Genomic DNA, 15,909 nt, shown 5'->3' with positions numbered 1-15,909 from the left:
ACCGGTGTCCGGTATGCTCTGCAGCATGACGCTGGTCCGCGCTACCGACGCCCTGATCCTGGCCAACCTCGCCGATCCGGTGTTGCGGGTCCGGGCCGTGGAGGCGGCCAGTCAGTACGACGTGGAGGTGCTGGTCAGCCTCACGGAAAGCTACATGCTGACGGCCAGCCGCAAAGGCGCACGTACCAGCGTCAAGACGATCCAGGCGTACTCGCTGGCGGTGCGTGAGTTCGTGCCGTGGGCGCAGCGCTCGGGTGTGCAGCTGCTGCGTCCGGGGCGGCGCGATGGTGGGCGGTTCGTATCGTGGCTGCAGACCCGGCCCTCCAACGGCAAGGGAAAGCAGGGGCGGCTGGCGGCGTCCAGTGTGGCGCAGTACGTGGCCGGCGCGCGTGCAATGTACCGGGCGCTCCGCTGGGCCGGGGCGACCGACGCCCAGCCCTTCGAGGAAGCGCATGTGCCGCCCGACCCCACGCCCGGAATCGTCAAGAACCCGCCGTATGCGGCGGAAATCGACGCGGCCCTGCCCCACTGCGAACCCAGGCTCGCGGCCCTGCTGCTGCTGTGCGCCCACGCGGGCCTGCGCGTCAGCGAGGCGCTGCAACTGCGCCTGTCGGACCTGAGCGGCTCGCAGCTCACCGTTGCCGGCAAGGGCGGTAAGGTGCGGCGCGTTCCGCTAGGGCGCCGGACCCGTGAAGCCCTGAGCACGCTGACCCCGGCCCGCGCTGACGGCCGGCTGTTTCACTGGACCTACGGGCAGGCGACCTACCGCCTTCAGAAAGCCTTCCGGGCCGCCGGCCACGGAGATGCCTGGCGTGGCTTTCACGCAGCGCGGAAGCATTCGGGCACGCGGCTGTATGCCGCCACGCGTGACTTTACCCGCGTGGGGCTGTTTCTGGGGCACAGCAGTGTGGACACGACCCGGCGGTATGTCGCGGTGCTCGACAATGATGTGTCGCGCGAGGTCGAGGACTTCTGAGCTTCGCGTACGCAGGACAAGAGCCGGCACCTGTATCTCAAAATGCCGGCTCCTGTTGAGGATTGAATTCGGCTGAATTGCACGACAGAGCGCGCCGATTCAGCTGGGCCCGCTCAGCTGTCGCGGACTTCTCGTGGTCCTTCGTCGGGATCAAGCAGATCCGATGCAGAACCACCGTCCGATCCGCGCTGAACATGGCTGTTGACGTAATCATCGTTGGCCTCAGCGCCAGCCACCGGCCGGTCGCCCCGTCCGCTGCGCACGCCCAGCTGCTCGACTTCCTTGTCGGTCAGGCCGGCCTCATCGGTGGTAACGTCTCCGTGGTTCACGCGGCGCTGTTCACGTTCATTGTCTGCCATGGTGTTCCTCCAGGTTTTCAGGGTCAGTCTTTTGTCTGGCTTTTCCCGCCGCCGCTTTCGCTGCCGTTACGGCGCCCGTCACCTTCTCGGTCATCGGCACTGCCGTGGTTGGAGCCGGGATTGCGCCGGCCATGCCCCAGACCGTTGTTGGTCTTGTCGTCGCCGTTGGGATTACGCCCGTCAGTCGAACCCTTGCTGCCTCCCGTGTCGTTTGTCATGGCTGTATCCTCCGCCGCCTATGTGGCTGCATCGTGAGCAGAACGCCAACAGGGCCTCGCGTGCCCTGTAGATGCCCTTCCTGAAGCGTTCAGGGTTCGGCGGGCCCACCTGTTTGCCCTACTGACCTGTGGGGTACAGGTCCGGCACCTCCTCCTGGGCATCGCCGGCGTCTGCATCCAGGGGCCGCAGCGCCCGGGTGCGGTTGATGTGCAGCAGTGCGTCGTACTGGCCGGCCGGGGTGGTCTCGACATAGTGGCTCCACCGCTCTGTAGCGGGCCGGTAGATCACCCCGATGAACCGTTGCAACTGCTCCTGGGTCAGGGCGCCGGCAACCGGAGCCCCTGCGCGCAGGTCCAGCCAGAAGCGCTCGCCGACCTCGTGCAGCAGGGCCTCCAGGCTGCCGTGCAGGCCGGGGCGCACATTCATCACCAGCCCCGGCTCATCCCAGTCGTGCGCGGCCAGGACCTGCCCGTCGTAGGTAGTCTGACCGATGATGAACGTGCTCTCGGGCCAGCGTTCCCGGGTCAGCTGGCCCAGGTTGACCTCGCCCCGCTGCCATCCCATCGCGCTGGCTCGGGCATCCCCCAGGTGCGAGTTGTGCGCCCACACGACCACCCGGGCCTCCTCGCCCCGCCCACGGGCATGCTCGACCAGGGCCTCAAGGGTCTCGACCATGTGCGTGTCGCGGATATTCCACGAACTTTCCCGCCCACGAAACATCGCCCGGTAATACTGCTCGGCGTTGCGGGCCAGCCGCGCGTTCTGCTCGGCGAAAAAATGCTCGTCGTCGCTCACCTGCTGCCCGGCGGTTAGTTCGGTCTCGCGGCGCTGCAGCTCGAGCAGCTGCTGCATGGCTTCCTGCTCGCAGGGCTCCCAGGCCCCGTGTTCGGTGGCGTAGCCGTAAGCCTGCGGGTTCTCCCCGAACATCTCGAAACAGCCGTAGCGTTCGCGTGCGCGCTGCGCCGCGTCCTGATCAACTTCCTGCAGGTACTCGATGACCGCGTTCATGGAGCGGTGCAGGCTGTAGAGGTCCAGACCGTAGAAACCCACCGGCCGCGCACGCCCGGACGCGTTGTGCGCCCGCAGCCAGGTCACGAACTCCTCGACCACGCTGTTGCGCCACATCCAGCGGGGAAACCGCTGAAAATCACCCAGGGCACCGGCGGCAGATTCGTCGGCTCCCGCGTCCCCCCGCACAAAGCGGTTGACCCGGTAGGCGTCGGGCCAGTCGGCCTCGACCGCGACTGCGGTAAATCCGCGCTGCTCGATCAGCAGCCGGGTCAGGCGGGCGCGCTCCTCGTAGAACTCATGGGTCCCGTGCGAGCCCTCCCCGATCAGCACGAACCGGGCGTCTCCGATGGCGTCGAGCAGGGGGAGCAGGTCCGCGTCGGACGTCAAGGGGCGCTGTTCGCGGCGCAGAATCTCGAGGGCCATGTTCTCAGGTCGGGTCATGGGGGCTCCTTTCGTGGGCGGCGCGCAGGGCGGAGCGCACCTCGTCGTCGGTGGTCTGCGTGAAGTCCTGGTAATACTGTCCCACCGCCCGGAAGTCGGGAGGCGTGCACAGGCACAGCACCTCGTCGGCCAGCGCACTGAGGTCCGCGTGGGCCTCGGTGGAGGCCACAGGCACGGTCACGACGACCCTCTGCGGAGACGAGGCGCGCGCCACGCCAACTGCTGCCATCATGGTCGCCCCCGTCGCCAGTCCGTCGTCCACCAGGATCACGGTCTGCCCGCTCAGGACGGGCGCTGGCCTGCCCTCCCGGTAGGCGCCTTCCCGGCGGCTGAGTTCTGTGCGCTCGCGGGCCTCGACCTTCCGAATGGCGTCGTCGCTGATGCCCAGGCGGACAATCAGCGGGTCGTGCAGGACCCTGATGCCCCCGGGGCCGATGGCGCCCATGGCGACCTCCGACCACCCGGGAACGCCGAGCTTGCGGACCGGCAGCACATCCAGCGGCGCCTTCAAGGCGAGGGCGACAGGAAGCGCCACCGGTACTCCTCCGCGCGGGAGGCCCAGAACCAGCGTGTTTGCGGGCCAGGGACCCAGACGGCCGAGCAACCCGGCCAGCTGCTCACCCGCGTCGTGACGGTCCCGGAACCAGCAGGTCATGGCGGGCCTCCTGCATGGGGCGTGGGCCCCGCAGGCGCCGGGGCCGTCAGGAGCAGCGGTCCATTCCCCACAGCGAGCACATCCGGGTGGCTGAAAAATGGACGATCAACGTCGAACCTCATACAGGTATCCTCCAGCAGCCGATCAGATTGCCTCAGTCCACTGTGTGATGCCGCGCCCGAAGTGACAGCTTGGCCAAGGCGTCTGCAGAGAGTCGACCGGTGGAATGAACCCCCTGTAAATCCATGCAGACGCCGCTCTCACCAGAAGATTCCTAGGGTGCACAGAGGGCCAGCCATTGTGCTCGTAACTGCATTCCTCCTCCAGGAGCATGAGAGGGCATTCATATAACATTTAACTTCAGATTCTGGAGGGACCGACTCCATATTCTTAACCGACATGAAGCTTGCCGCCATTCCCTTCTGTTCTGCGCAGATCGCCCTGGACCTCCACGCATGACCGGTACGTTGACCCCTGCGCTCTTTGACGACCAGCAACAGATTCTTGCCGCCCTGAACGCCTTCCGGCGGGGCGATTTCAGCGTGCGCCTGCCCATGAACTGGGACGGCGTGTCTGGCAAGATCGCCGATACCTTCAACGAACTGCTCGAAGAAAGCCAGCGCATCTCTCAGGACATCGCCCGCGTCGGGCTGGTGGTCGGGAAAGAGGGCAACACCAAGCAGCGTATTCCCCTGGGCACCACCACCGGCGGCTGGGCCTCCCTGATTGAAGGTGTCAATGAACTCGTCGACGATCTGGTCCGGCCAACTGCCGAAATGACCCGTGTGATCACGGCCGTTGCCCACGGGGACCTGTCTCAGACCATGGCGATGGAAGTCAACGGGCAGCCGATGCAGGGTCAGTTCCTGCAGATCGTCAGCACTGTCAACACCATGGTCGAGCAGCTCAATGCCTTCGCTTCGGAAGTAACGCGTGTGGCGCGTGAGGTGGGCACCGAAGGCAAGCTGGGTGGACAGGCCCAGGTGGCTGGCGTCGGCGGCGTGTGGAAGGACCTGACCGACAACGTGAACTTCATGGCCAACAACCTCACTGGTCAGGTGCGCAACATTGCCGATGTGACGACCGCGGTCGCTGGTGGGGACCTGAGCCGCAAAATCACGGTCGATGCCCGCGGTGAGATCCTGGATCTGAAGAACACCATCAACACCATGGTGGACCAGCTCAACGCCTTCGCCTCGGAAGTGACCCGCGTGGCGCGCGAGGTGGGTACCGAGGGTCAGCTCGGCGGTCAGGCGGACGTGCGCGGCGTCGGGGGGACCTGGAAGGACCTGACCGACAACGTGAACTTCATGGCCAACAACCTGACCGGTCAGGTGCGCAACATTGCCGACGTGACCACGGCAGTGGCCAACGGGGACCTGAGCCGCAAAATCACCGTGGACGCCCGCGGCGAGATTCTTGAGCTAAAGAACACCATCAATACCATGGTGGATCAGCTCAATGCCTTCGCCTCCGAAGTCACGCGTGTGGCGCGTGAGGTGGGCACCGAAGGGCAACTGGGCGGCCAGGCCGAGGTCAAGGGCGTCGGGGGGACCTGGAAGGACCTGACCGACAACGTGAACTTCATGGCCAACAACCTGACCGGTCAGGTGCGCAACATTGCCGACGTGACCACGGCAGTGGCCAACGGGGACCTGAGCCGCAAAATCACCGTGGACGCCCGCGGTGAGATCCTGGATCTGAAGAACACCATCAATACCATGGTGGATCAGCTCAACGCCTTCGCTTCCGAAGTCACGCGTGTGGCGCGTGAGGTGGGCACGGAGGGCAAGCTGGGCGGCCAGGCGGACGTGCGCGGCGTCGGGGGGACCTGGAAGGACCTGACCGACAACGTGAACTTCATGGCCAACAACCTGACCAATCAGGTGCGCAACATCGCCTTCGTGACCACGGCGGTCGCCGGCGGAGACCTGAGCAAGAAGATCACCGTGGACGTCAAGGGCGAGATCCTGGACCTGAAAAACACCATCAATACGATGGTGGATCAGCTCAATGCCTTCGCCTCGGAGGTAACGCGCGTGGCGCGCGAGGTGGGCACCGAGGGCAAGCTGGGCGGCCAGGCCCAGGTCACCGGCGTCGGGGGGACCTGGAAGGACCTGACCGACAACGTGAACTTCATGGCCAACAACCTCACCGATCAGGTGCGTGGTATTGCGCGCGTCGTCACGGCGGTGGCCAACGGGGAACTCGACCGCAAGCTCAACGTGCGGGCACAGGGCGAAATTGCCGAGCTGGCCGAAACCATCAACGGCATGATCGGCACGCTGGCGACCTTCGCCGAGCAGGTCACCTCGGTGGCCCGTGAGGTGGGCACCGAAGGGCAGCTGGGCGGCCAGGCCAACGTGCCGGGCGCCAGCGGGACCTGGAAGGACCTGACTGACAACGTGAACAGCCTGGCGGCCAACCTGACCACTCAGGTGCGCGCCATCGCCGAGGTCGCCACGGCCGTGACACTGGGCGACCTGACCCGCTCGATCTCGGTGGAAGCCAGCGGTGAGATGGACGCGCTGAAAAACAACATCAACACCATGATCCAGACGTTGCGCGAGACCACCGAGAAGAACTACGAGCAGGACTGGCTGAAAACCAACCTGGCCAAGTTCACCGGGATGCTGCAGGGCCAGCGTGATCTGCTGACCGTAAGCCGCCTGATCCTCTCGGAACTTGCGCCGCTGGTGCGCGCCCGTCACGGAGTGTTCTATACCCTGGACGAGGAAGCCAGCATGCCCACCCTGCAACTGCAGGCCAGCTACGCCTACCGCGAGCGCAAGGGCCTGGGCAACCGCTTCCGTCTGGGCGAGGGTCTGGTCGGGCAGGCGGCGCTGGAGCAGGAACCCATCGTGCTCACGCACGTGCCCAGCGACTACGTGCAGATCAACTCCGGCCTGGGCGCCGCCACGCCCAACAGCATCGTGGTGCTGCCGGTCGTGTTCGAAGGCCAGACCAAGGCCGTCATCGAGCTGGCGTCCTTCGAGCCGTTCAGCGCCACGCACCTGAGTTTCCTGGAGCAGTTCACCGAGTCGGTGGGCATCGTGCTCAACACCATCCAGGCGACCATGCGCACGGAAACGCTGCTGCGTCAGTCGCAGGGCATGGCCCAGGAACTGCAGAGCCAGCAGGAAGAGCTGCGCCAGACCAACGAGGAACTCGAGCAGAAGGCCCGTCTGCTGGCCGAGCAGAACCGCGAGGTGGAGGACAAGAACCGCGAGGTCGAGTCGGCCCGCCACGCCCTGGAGGAGAAGGCCGCACAGCTGGCGCTAACCAGCAAGTACAAGAGCGAATTCCTGGCCAACATGAGCCACGAGCTGCGCACGCCGCTCAACAGCCTGCTGCTGCTGGCCCACCAGCTGCGCGACAACCCGGACGGCAACCTGACCGATCAGCAGCAGGCCTACGCCAAGACCATCTACGCTGCCGGCAACGACCTGCTGAGCCTGATCAACGACATCCTGGACCTGTCCAAGATCGAGTCCGGCACCGTCAGTGCGGACCTGACCGAGGTGCCGCTGCGCAGCGTGCGCGACTCGGTGGAAACCACCTTCGCCCACGTGGCGTCAGACAAGGGGGTGCCGCTGCAGCTGGACTTCGACGCCGAGCTGCCGCCCACACTGTTGACCGACGAGAAACGCCTGCTGCAGATCCTGAAAAACCTGCTGTCCAACGCCTTCAAGTTCACCGAGAAGGGCAGCGTCACCCTGCAGGTCGAGCCCGCGCTCTCCGGCTGGAGCGCCGACCACTCCACGCTGCGCCGGGCGCCTTCGGTGGTGGCCTTCCGAGTCAGCGACACCGGAATCGGGATTGCCGCCGACAAGCAGCGTGTGATTTTCGAAGCCTTCCAGCAGGCCGACGGCACGACCTCGCGCAAGTACGGCGGCACCGGACTGGGGCTGGCCATCAGCCGCGAGCTCGCGCGCATTCTGGGCGGCGAGATCGCCCTCCAGAGCACGCCCGGGGTGGGCAGCGTGTTCACGCTGTACCTGCCGATGGGCGACCGCGCCGTGGACCGTCAGGAGCGTCAGCCCCAGGCCGCCATGCCTGCCCGGCTGTCCCCTTCCGTCTCCGGCAGTTCCGGTGCACGCAGCGCCACCCTGACGGCCGAGCCCGTCCAGGCCACGGTGGAACCGCCGGCCGGTGAGGCGGCGGTGGGCGCGCCGCTCGATGACCGCAGTGCGCTGCAGCCTGGAGACCGGGCTGTCTTGATCGTCGAGGACGACCCCACCTACGCAGGTATCCTGCTGGACCTGGCCCGCGAGCGCGGCTTCATGGGTCTGGTCGCCACGCGCGGGGACCAGGCACTCACGCTGGCCCAGACCTACCGGCCCGCGGCCGTGACCCTGGATCTGACCCTGCCCGACACCAGCGGCTGGGCTGTGCTGGACTCGCTCAAGCACGACCCGTTGACCCGGCACATCCCGGTGCACATCATCTCGGGGCAGGAGGCGTCACTGGTGGGGCGCAAGCTCGGTGCGCTGGACCACATCACCAAGTCCGGGGACCGCGAGCAGCTCAGCGCCGCGTTTGCCAGCCTGGAAGACTTCCTGGCACGCCGCGTCAAGAACCTGCTGGTGGTGGAGGACGACGGCCCGCAGCGGCAGAACATCGTTGATCTGATCGGCAATGGAGACGTGAAAACCACCGCGGTGAGCACCGGCACCGAGGCGCTGGAGCTGCTGTCCAGCATGCCGTTTGACTGCATCGTGCTGGATCTCAATCTGCCGGACATGAACGGCTTCGAGCTGATGACCAGGCTGCAGCAGACGCCGTCACTGCGCGCCATCCCGATTATCGTGTACACCGCCCAGGACCTCACCCGCCAGCAGGAGACCCAGCTGCGCAAGGCGGCCAAGTCGATCATCCTCAAGGACGTGCGCTCGCCCGAGCGTCTGCTTGACGAGGTGACACTGTTCCTGCACCGCGTGGAGGCCAACCTGCCTGAGGCCAAGCGCCAGGTCCTGGAAGGGGCGCGCCAGCAGGAGCCGATCCTGCACGGCCGGCGCGTGCTGGTGGTAGACGACGATATCCGCAACATCTTTGCGCTGACGGCGGTACTTGAGCGCCACCGCATGCAGGTCCTGACGGCCGAGAACGGGCGGGACGCCATCCAGATGCTCGAGAGCAATCCCGACGTGGACATCGTCCTGATGGACGTGATGATGCCGGAACTCGACGGTTACGAGACCACGCGCCTGATCCGCCAGAACCGCAAGTGGAAGAACCTGCCCATCATCTCCCTGACGGCCAAGGCCATGCCCGGTGACCGTGAGCAGTCCATCGAGTCGGGCGCCAGCGACTACATCAGCAAGCCGGTCAACACCGGTCAGCTGCTGTCGTTGCTGCGCGTCTGGCTCTCGCGCTGACATGTCGGGCTTTCCGAAAGAAAGTCTGGAAGACATCGAAGTGACCCTGCTGCTCGAAGGGGTCTTCCGGCACTCCGGGCACGACTTCCGGGGGTACGCCCCGGCGACCCTGAAGCGCCGGGTGCTCCATTGCATGGCCGAGGAGGGCCTGCGCACCGTCAGTGCCCTGCAGGACCGGGTGCTGCACGACCCGGCGGCTCTGATCCGGCTGCGCGACGCGCTGTCGATCAACGTCACCGAGATGTTCCGGGACCCGCCCTTCTTCCGGGCGCTGCGCGACCAGGTGCTGCCGGTGCTGCGGACGCACCCCTTTTTGCGGGTGTGGCATGCGGGCTGTTCTACCGGCGAGGAGGTGTATTCGGTGGCGATCCTGCTGGAGGAGGCTGGACTTCTGGAACGCAGCCGCCTGTACGCCACCGACATCAGCGCCCCTGCTCTGGCTGTCGCGCGGCGCGGGATCTATCCCCAGGACCGGCTGAAGGAGTACGGCCGTAACTACCTGCTTGCGGGCGGCACCCGGCAGTTCAGCTCCTATTTCACCGCGCAGTATGACCACGGACTGGTGCGCTCCGACCTGAGGCGCAACATCATCTGGGGCCAGCACAACCTGGTCACCGACGGGTCCTTCAATGAATTTCACCTTATCCTGTGCCGCAACGTGCTGATCTACTTCACCCAGAAACTGCAGGAGCAGGTGCAGGCGCTGCTGCTGGGCAGCCTGGTGCCGTTCGGGGTGCTGGGGCTGGGCCGTCACGAGACGCTGGACTTCAGCGCGCACCAGCGCCGGTTCGAGACCCTCAACCTCAGCGAGAAGCTGTACCGGAGAATCGCCTGATGACGGGCGCCGCGCTTGACATTCCCAGGGCCAACATCCTGATCGTCGATGACCAGGACGCCAAGCGGCTGGCCCTGGCGGCGGCCCTCGAGCCCCTGGGGCAGAACCTGGTGCTGGCCTCCTCCGGCCGCGAGGCCCTGCGCCTGGTGCTGGGTCAGGAGTTCGCGGTGATTCTGCTGGACGTGCGCATGCCGGGCATGGACGGCTTCGAGACCGCCGAACTGATCCGCAGCCGTCGCCAGACGGAGAGCACCCCAATTATCTTCGTCACGGCGCATGACCGCGCCGAGGCCGACATGCTGGGCGGCTACACCCTGGGGGCGGTGGACTACATCTTCTCGCCGGTACGTTCTGAAGTGCTGCAGGCCAAGGTGAGCGTCTTCGTGGACCTGCACCTCAAGACCCTGACCGTGCAGGCCCACGAACGCCGGCTGCGGGAACTCGAGGCGCGTGAGGCCAAGGCCCGTCAGGAAGAACTGCGCCGCGAGAACGAGCGCGAGCGCCGCACCGCACGCTTCGAACTGCTCAAGCTGTCGAGCGCCATTGAGCAGACCGCCGACCCGATCCTGATCACCGGGCGCGACGGCGTGATCGAGTACGTGAACACGGCCTTCGAGGAGATCACCGGTTATGGCCGCGACGAAGCCGTTGGCCAGGACGCGGGCATCCTGAACTCGGGCCTGCACGACACGGCCGTTTTCCGGGAGATGTGGGAGACACTGCTTCGCGGCGAGGTCTACCGCGGCGAACTGATCAACCGCCGCCGGGACGGTTCTCTGTACCACGAGGAAAAAACCATCACGCCGATCAAGGGTGACCGCGGGCGCATCACGCATTTCGTGTCGACCGGCAAGGACGTGACCTACCGCAAGCACATGGAAGAGGAACTCCGGGCACTCAACGCCTCGCTTGAGGCGCGGGTGCAGGAGCGCACTGCCCAGCTCGAGGACGTCAACGGGGAACTCGAGGCTTACGCCTATTCCATCTCGCATGACCTGCGTACGCCGCTGCGGCATATCGCCAGTTTTGCCGACCTGCTCAGCCGCAATGCCAGGGAGCAGCTGCCGCCGTCCTCGGCTCGCTACCTGCAGCTGATTCAGGACGGCGCGCGGCGCATGGAACACCTGATCGACGGGTTGCTGGATTTTGCCCGCACCGGCCGGCATGACCTGACGCCGCAGACGGTGGCGCTCGACATCCTGGCGCGCGAAGTGATCCGGGACCTGGACAATGCCCCGGGCGCCAAAACGGTGCAATGGAGCGTTCGAGACCTACCGGTGGTCCAGGCCGACGTCCTGGCGCTGCGCCAGATCCTGACCAATCTGGTGTCCAACGCGGTGAAGTATTCGCAGTGCCGCGACGAGCCGCGTGTGGAGATCTGGGGAGAAGACCAGGGCGGTGAGGTCGTGGTGCACGTGCGCGACAACGGCGTGGGCTTCAATATGGCCTACAGCCACAAGCTGTTCGGCGTGTTTCAACGTCTGCACGCGGCAGAGGAGTTCGAGGGCTTTGGCGTGGGGCTGGCGAACGTCCGCCGGATGGTCGTGCGGCACGGCGGACGGGTGTGGGCCCAGGGCGAGGAAGACCGGGGCGCGACTTTCAGTTTCTCGCTGCCACGTTCCGTGCCGCGCGCCGCGCCCGCCAGCGAAGAGCTGTCTGCGGCCCTGGTCAAGAAGGGCGAGAAGGGCTAGATACTCGAGTTTTTCGCGGTTGACAAGTTGTTCCGATTGGCATCATCAGTCGGGAAGGACCCACCAGGTGATGGTGTTCAGATCAGTGCACAGGCAGGTGACCCATCGCGTATACCCCAACAAAGACACGATGTGTAATGCAGGGTCGACCTTCAAGCCGTAACACAGGTGATGGCCCGCTTGCGTATCGTTCATCAGTTGGCCAAAGTGGTGTGGGGGAACGAAATGCCCTTGGTCACCAGCGACATGATCAACGACGCGCCGTATTTCGAGACGCGTTCCCTTACGAGCCACATGGTCGCAGGGCAGATCGACACTTGGGGCCAGTAAGAGGGCAACCGTTGGGACCAGGACTTCAACGGGACCCAGATCCCAATGATCAACCTGAAGCTTCAAGACACCCGCCTGGTAGGCGGCGCCGAGATACGTGCCGTCTCCTATGGAGGGCAGGGTCTGAAAGGGTTGAGGGCTGGTCACTTCACATCCAGCGTACTCAATTCGTTTAACACATCCGAGCGGATCCATAATTCACGTCAAAAGGTTGTTGGGATCGCACGACAGCGAAGGAAATGCAGAGTATTTTCCGCGCTAGGGCAATCAGGTGCTGACGGGGCTGGCCAGTCGCCGGTCCTTTACCGAAAGTCTTGAAGGTGCGGTGGCCAACGCGCAGCGCCACGGTACGCCGCTGGCCCTGCTGCTGGCGGACGTCACGCGCTTTAAAGCCATCAACGATACCCTGGGCCACGCGGCCGGCAACCAGGCCCTGGTCGAGGTGGGGTCCACGCTGCGTGAGTGTCTGCGGGCGGGCGACCACGTCTTCCGCTGGGGTGGAGACGAGTTTGCGCTGCTGCTGCCACATACCTGAACGGGGCCCTGCAGGTCCGGGCGCGCATCCGCGAGGCCATGGCCGGGCGCTTTGCCAGGCATCTGCCCCTGGAGCTGAATCTGGGGGCCGCCGCTCTGGAAGCTGGAGACCTGACCTGCGCCCGCCTGTTGCAGGACGCCGACGCGGCCATGTACCACGAGAAGCGAGAGAGCCACCGCCGGTCCCACTGACCACGAAGCTGACCGGTTGAATAGGGAAAGGCAGCCAAGGAGACGGTGCCTGACCGGTCCCGGGTGAGGGTTTAACGCTCCGGGCGACTCCGGGGTCCATCGTCCTGCCGGGCGGATCTGTCCGGCTCGAGGCGGCGCCCTGGGGGCCGGGTGGTGCGACGCGTCAGGCCCGCCTGAACGGCCGGCCCCAGGAGGCCACTGATCGAGCCCAGGCCCATGACCCAGTACGCCCATTCCGGGATGGTGGAGATCACCTCCTGAACGGCTTGGAACAACTCTTCCATGCGGCCCTATTTTCCTGTGAATGCGCTCTTGCAAGGTGATGCGATTCACCAGACCATCCTGATTGTGACCAGGCAGGCTGCGAGTAGTGCAGCTGCCTTCAGGGGCGGGCAGGTGTGACTGCCGCACCTCTGGAGACGGGAACAGACCAGGCCGGCGCCCGTCGTCAGACGCACTGGTTGACGGGCGCCGGCCTGGCCGCGGCCTCTAAGAAGAGGTTATGTGCCTCGGCTCTGCCGGTCAGACTTCAGTTCAGGCCGTCAATCCCGATGGTGGCCCGGGCATTGTCGTCGGACATCGAACGGCGGGACGCATCGTCGTCCGACCAGCCTGGAGCGATCAGCCATTTGCTGCTCTGTAACCAGTACGAGCCCCACGCGAAGATGCCGCTTCCACCAGCATCTCTGACGACGGGTGTCAGGGCTTTCAGCAAGTCGTACCGACCCTGGGGGGTTTTGGGGGAGGGCAGGTTGGTATAGCCCTTCTGGTTCCTGTCCCAGTAATATGCGGTTTCCGCCAGATACACCTTGGCCCGGCTGAAGTTGCTGCGCAGCGCCTTGTTGGTACTGCTGAGTTTGTTGAAGTCCCCGTGCCACATCGGGTAGTACGACAGCCCGGTCACGTCCACCCACCGGCGTTGACAAACGACCTGTACCAGTTAACCGTCTCGGTCGCAGCGCCATCCTTGGCGAGGTACACCATGATGGGGGCATGTAGGTTTTTCCGCCGCTGGCATCCTTGACGCCGTTGGCGCCGGCCTAGTGAGCTGTCAATTGCGATTCACGCGTCAGACTTATTTTTCTCGGGTGGCCACGTTCCGCACTGCCAGGCTTTACCGTCGCCTCGCCTGAAGGTCGTGAACTGGCAGGTCTGCCTCTGACCTCCGCGCACTCGGGACCCAACGAGAGCCGGACCCCCCATTCAGGAGGCCCGGCCCGATGTATTTGATTTCTGGCTGCGTTCAGCTGCGGCAGCGAACGTCTTCTTTGAAATAGCGCTGCGAGAGGAAGGCGTAACTGTTGGACTGCAAGTACTTGGTGATCGCCGCATTGAGCGTGGTGCGGGTGGTGATGTTGTCCTCGGCAGTCATGATGCCGATCGGCACGCGCCACAGCTCAGGGCCGAAGTTGATCGGGGCCTTGGGGTACATGCTTTTCAGGCCTGGTCCCATGATCGTGTAGGCAAAGGTCGCGTCGACCTGCTTGGCGATGACCGCAAAAATCAGCTCCTTGGTGCTGTTGAAGACCGTGACCTTCTTCTCGAAGGGCAGTTTCTGAACGTAGGTTTGCATGATCGAACCTGCGCCCACACCGATGGACTTACCGACCAGATCCGTGTGCATCTGCAGCTTAGGATCGAACGAGACGACCGAGACACCGGCGCACGCGGTCGGGACCGTGAAGTCCACCTTGTTCTCACGGGTGCTGGTAATGCCCAGTGCTCCGATGGCGATGTCGGCCCGGTCTTCCTGAAGCTCCTTGATCAGCTGATAGGGCGGCACGACCTGGTAGGAGACTTTCAGTCCCAGAGTGCGGGCCACGGCTTCGATCATCTCGGGCTCGTAGCCGCGGTGGCGCTGGCCGTCGACACGGATGAAAGGAGGAAGATCGCCCCCGGAAACGACGCGCAGCACGCCACTGGCTTTGATGTCGGCGTAGGTCCTGGCACTGGCTTCGGTAAAAGCACCCATGACGGACAGGGCGGCAGCAAACGGCAACATGTGTGAACGCTTCATTAAGGCTCCTTGGTCAGAATCGCTTGACTTCTGGATTAAGTATGTCTACCGAATTCACACAGGGTTCTTACTTTTAGGCCATTTTGCAAAGGCTGGAGTCAGTCCAATTTTTTATGTGTTCTCTTCATTGGTGTCAGCACCGGATAGACCGCGCCGACCGTGTCTGTTCACGGGAGATGCAGTGGCAACGTCAACGTGAATGCGCTTCCCTGACCAGGACGTGACTCTGCCGTCAGGGTGCCGCCCATGGCTTCGGCCAGCCCACGTGCGATCGTCAGGCCGACTCCGCTTCCAGCTTCGAGGCGTGAACGGGCGGGGTCTACGCGGTAGAAGCGTTCGAACAGCCGCGGAAGATGGTTGGCTGCGATGCCAGGACCTGTATCCGAGACCGTGATGGCCGCCCTGGTATCCAGGCGCCTGACTTCCAGGCCGACCTGACCGCCCGGCGGGGTATGGCGCAGGGCGTTTCCCAGGATGTTGGTCAGAACCTGGAGGGTCCGCTCCTGGTCCGCGTGCAGGTCAGGTAGAGGCGGGTCCTCGTTTCCCGAAGGAATATGCAGGTCCACGTCCTTTTCCTCGAAAGCCAGGGTGAACCGTTCACGGACTGCCTGAAGCAGAGCTTCGAGGGGCACAGGCTCGAGGTGCAGCTCCATCTGTCCGGCTTCTACCCTTGACACCAGGCTCAGGTCACGCACCAGCCTCTCCATGGCAGCTACCTCGCGGCTGATGGCGCGCGCCGCATGCTCAGGGGGCAGAACATGGTCATCTATGGCGTCGGCGTAGCCCCGCAGCGCTGTCAATGGCGCACGCAGCTCGTGGGCCACGTTGCCGATTAGCTCCGTGCGGCCCTGTTCCACCCGCTCGAGGGCGGCGGCCAGCACGTTGAAGTGGTGTGCCAGATCAGCCAGTTCATCGCGGCCGGTGGCCTGGACCCGCTGCCGGTAGTCGCCCTGGGCCAGTGCCCGGCTGCGGCGGCGCAGCGTCTCCACACTGCCCACGACCCGCCGCGACGAGACATACGCCGCTATGGCCGCCACCAGCACCGAGAGCGGCAGCGAGGCCCACAGCGCGCGCGTCAGGGTCGAGCGGAGTCCGTGTTCCAGGTGACCGCGCAGACCAGCGCCGGCCGGTCCCAGGGTCTGGACCATTTCTTCTACGTGGGCCCGGTAGAAACCCGGGGCAATCAGTTCGACAGAAACGAAGACACCGGCCACCGCCAGGAGAATCACCATCAGGTGCGAGAGCAGCAGGCGCATGAAAAAGCCCACCGT

Annotated in this window: 15 protein-coding genes; 6 read left to right on the top strand and 9 right to left on the bottom strand. The window is 64.9% G+C overall.

Annotated elements, in window-relative coordinates; genetic code table 11:
* Nucleotides 1–25 precede the first annotated feature (25 nt).
* Nucleotides 26–976, top strand: a complete 951-nt coding sequence (locus IEY49_RS05045; RefSeq protein WP_189005160.1) for a tyrosine-type recombinase/integrase — start codon at nt 26–28, stop codon at nt 974–976.
* Nucleotides 977–1,089: 113 nt separating this feature from the next.
* Here the strand turns inward: IEY49_RS05045 and IEY49_RS05040 are convergent, their stop codons facing one another.
* The 4 genes from IEY49_RS05040 to IEY49_RS05025 all read right to left on the bottom strand — a co-directional run bounded on the left by IEY49_RS05040 (nt 1,090) and on the right by IEY49_RS05025 (nt 3,661).
* On the bottom strand, nt 1,090–1,335 hold the full coding sequence (locus IEY49_RS05040) for a hypothetical protein (protein WP_189005158.1): 246 nt from the start codon (nt 1,333–1,335) through the stop codon (nt 1,090–1,092).
* A 23-nt stretch (nt 1,336–1,358) separates the two neighbouring features.
* A complete protein-coding gene (locus IEY49_RS05035; RefSeq protein ID WP_189005156.1) occupies nt 1,359–1,553 on the bottom strand; it encodes a hypothetical protein in 195 nt (64 codons plus the stop codon).
* A gap of 118 nt (nt 1,554–1,671) precedes the next feature.
* On the bottom strand, nt 1,672–3,006 hold the full coding sequence (locus IEY49_RS05030) for an erythromycin esterase family protein (RefSeq protein WP_189005154.1): 1,335 nt from the start codon (nt 3,004–3,006) through the stop codon (nt 1,672–1,674).
* A complete protein-coding gene (locus IEY49_RS05025; RefSeq protein WP_189005152.1) occupies nt 2,993–3,661 on the bottom strand; it encodes a phosphoribosyltransferase in 669 nt (222 codons plus the stop codon). The genes IEY49_RS05030 and IEY49_RS05025 overlap by 14 nt, the downstream gene beginning before the upstream one ends.
* Nucleotides 3,662–4,116: 455 nt before the next feature.
* Between IEY49_RS05025 and IEY49_RS05020 the strand changes: the two genes are divergently transcribed.
* From IEY49_RS05020 to IEY49_RS05010, 3 genes are read left to right on the top strand one after another with little or no spacing between them, the layout of a single operon-like run.
* On the top strand, nt 4,117–9,039 hold the full coding sequence (locus tag IEY49_RS05020) for a response regulator (RefSeq protein WP_189005150.1): 4,923 nt from the start codon (nt 4,117–4,119) through the stop codon (nt 9,037–9,039).
* A gap of 1 nt (nt 9,040) precedes the next feature.
* Nucleotides 9,041–9,874, top strand: a complete 834-nt coding sequence (locus tag IEY49_RS05015) for a CheR family methyltransferase (protein ID WP_189005148.1) — start codon at nt 9,041–9,043, stop codon at nt 9,872–9,874.
* Nucleotides 9,874–11,565, top strand: coding sequence for a sensor histidine kinase (locus IEY49_RS05010; protein WP_229780641.1), 1,692 nt, complete (start codon nt 9,874–9,876; stop codon nt 11,563–11,565). The genes IEY49_RS05015 and IEY49_RS05010 overlap by 1 nt, the downstream gene beginning before the upstream one ends.
* Before the next feature lie 45 nt (nt 11,566–11,610).
* Here the strand turns inward: IEY49_RS05010 and IEY49_RS05005 are convergent, their stop codons facing one another.
* Nucleotides 11,611–12,042 carry a hypothetical protein gene (locus IEY49_RS05005; RefSeq protein WP_189005146.1) on the bottom strand — a complete coding sequence of 144 codons (432 nt, stop codon included), beginning with the start codon at nt 12,040–12,042 and terminating at the stop codon, nt 11,611–11,613.
* A gap of 124 nt (nt 12,043–12,166) precedes the next feature.
* Between IEY49_RS05005 and IEY49_RS05000 the strand changes: the two genes are divergently transcribed.
* Together IEY49_RS05000 and IEY49_RS04995 are read left to right on the top strand one after the other, a co-directional pair.
* Nucleotides 12,167–12,430 (top strand): GGDEF domain-containing protein, encoded by a 264-nt coding sequence (locus tag IEY49_RS05000; protein WP_189005144.1) that lies wholly within the window; start codon nt 12,167–12,169, stop codon nt 12,428–12,430.
* 38 nt (nt 12,431–12,468) lie between these two features.
* On the top strand, nt 12,469–12,621 hold the full coding sequence (locus IEY49_RS04995; RefSeq protein ID WP_189005142.1) for a hypothetical protein: 153 nt from the start codon (nt 12,469–12,471) through the stop codon (nt 12,619–12,621).
* Between the two features lie 71 nt (nt 12,622–12,692).
* Here the strand turns inward: IEY49_RS04995 and IEY49_RS04990 are convergent, their stop codons facing one another.
* The 4 genes from IEY49_RS04990 to IEY49_RS04975 form a co-directional block, all read right to left on the bottom strand.
* A complete protein-coding gene (locus IEY49_RS04990) occupies nt 12,693–12,905 on the bottom strand; it encodes a hypothetical protein (protein WP_189005140.1) in 213 nt (70 codons plus the stop codon).
* Nucleotides 12,906–13,150: 245 nt separating this feature from the next.
* Entirely contained in the window at nt 13,151–13,525 is a 375-nt protein-coding gene (locus IEY49_RS04985) for a glycosyl hydrolase 53 family protein (protein ID WP_229780640.1), read from the bottom strand.
* Nucleotides 13,526–13,864: 339 nt separating this feature from the next.
* On the bottom strand, nt 13,865–14,638 hold the full coding sequence (locus IEY49_RS04980; RefSeq protein ID WP_189005138.1) for a substrate-binding periplasmic protein: 774 nt from the start codon (nt 14,636–14,638) through the stop codon (nt 13,865–13,867).
* Nucleotides 14,639–14,805: 167 nt separating this feature from the next.
* Nucleotides 14,806–15,906, bottom strand: coding sequence for a sensor histidine kinase (locus IEY49_RS04975; RefSeq protein ID WP_189005136.1), 1,101 nt, complete (start codon nt 15,904–15,906; stop codon nt 14,806–14,808).
* Nucleotides 15,907–15,909: the final 3 nt, after the last annotated feature.

The sequence above is a fragment of the Deinococcus malanensis genome (assembly GCF_014647655.1).
Classification (GTDB): domain Bacteria; phylum Deinococcota; class Deinococci; order Deinococcales; family Deinococcaceae; genus Deinococcus; species Deinococcus malanensis.
This window is presented reverse-complemented; position numbering and strand designations above follow the sequence as displayed.

Excerpts from the sequence above, each read along its gene's own strand:
- IEY49_RS05020 (WP_189005150.1), top strand. The coding sequence starts at position 4,117 with ATGACCGGTACGTTGACCCCTGCGCTCTTTGACGACCAGCAACAGATT.
- IEY49_RS05040 (WP_189005158.1), bottom strand. The coding sequence starts at position 1,335 with ATGGCAGACAATGAACGTGAACAGCGCCGCGTGAACCACGGAGACGTT.
- IEY49_RS04995 (WP_189005142.1), top strand. The coding sequence starts at position 12,469 with ATGGCCGGGCGCTTTGCCAGGCATCTGCCCCTGGAGCTGAATCTGGGG.
- IEY49_RS05015 (WP_189005148.1), top strand. The coding sequence starts at position 9,041 with ATGTCGGGCTTTCCGAAAGAAAGTCTGGAAGACATCGAAGTGACCCTG.
- IEY49_RS05045 (WP_189005160.1), top strand. The coding sequence starts at position 26 with ATGACGCTGGTCCGCGCTACCGACGCCCTGATCCTGGCCAACCTCGCC.
- IEY49_RS05035 (WP_189005156.1), bottom strand. The coding sequence starts at position 1,553 with ATGACAAACGACACGGGAGGCAGCAAGGGTTCGACTGACGGGCGTAAT.
- IEY49_RS05010 (WP_229780641.1), top strand. The coding sequence starts at position 9,874 with ATGACGGGCGCCGCGCTTGACATTCCCAGGGCCAACATCCTGATCGTC.
- IEY49_RS05025 (WP_189005152.1), bottom strand. The coding sequence starts at position 3,661 with ATGACCTGCTGGTTCCGGGACCGTCACGACGCGGGTGAGCAGCTGGCC.
- IEY49_RS05030 (WP_189005154.1), bottom strand. The coding sequence starts at position 3,006 with ATGACCCGACCTGAGAACATGGCCCTCGAGATTCTGCGCCGCGAACAG.
- IEY49_RS04980 (WP_189005138.1), bottom strand. The coding sequence starts at position 14,638 with ATGAAGCGTTCACACATGTTGCCGTTTGCTGCCGCCCTGTCCGTCATG.
- IEY49_RS04990 (WP_189005140.1), bottom strand. The coding sequence starts at position 12,905 with ATGGAAGAGTTGTTCCAAGCCGTTCAGGAGGTGATCTCCACCATCCCG.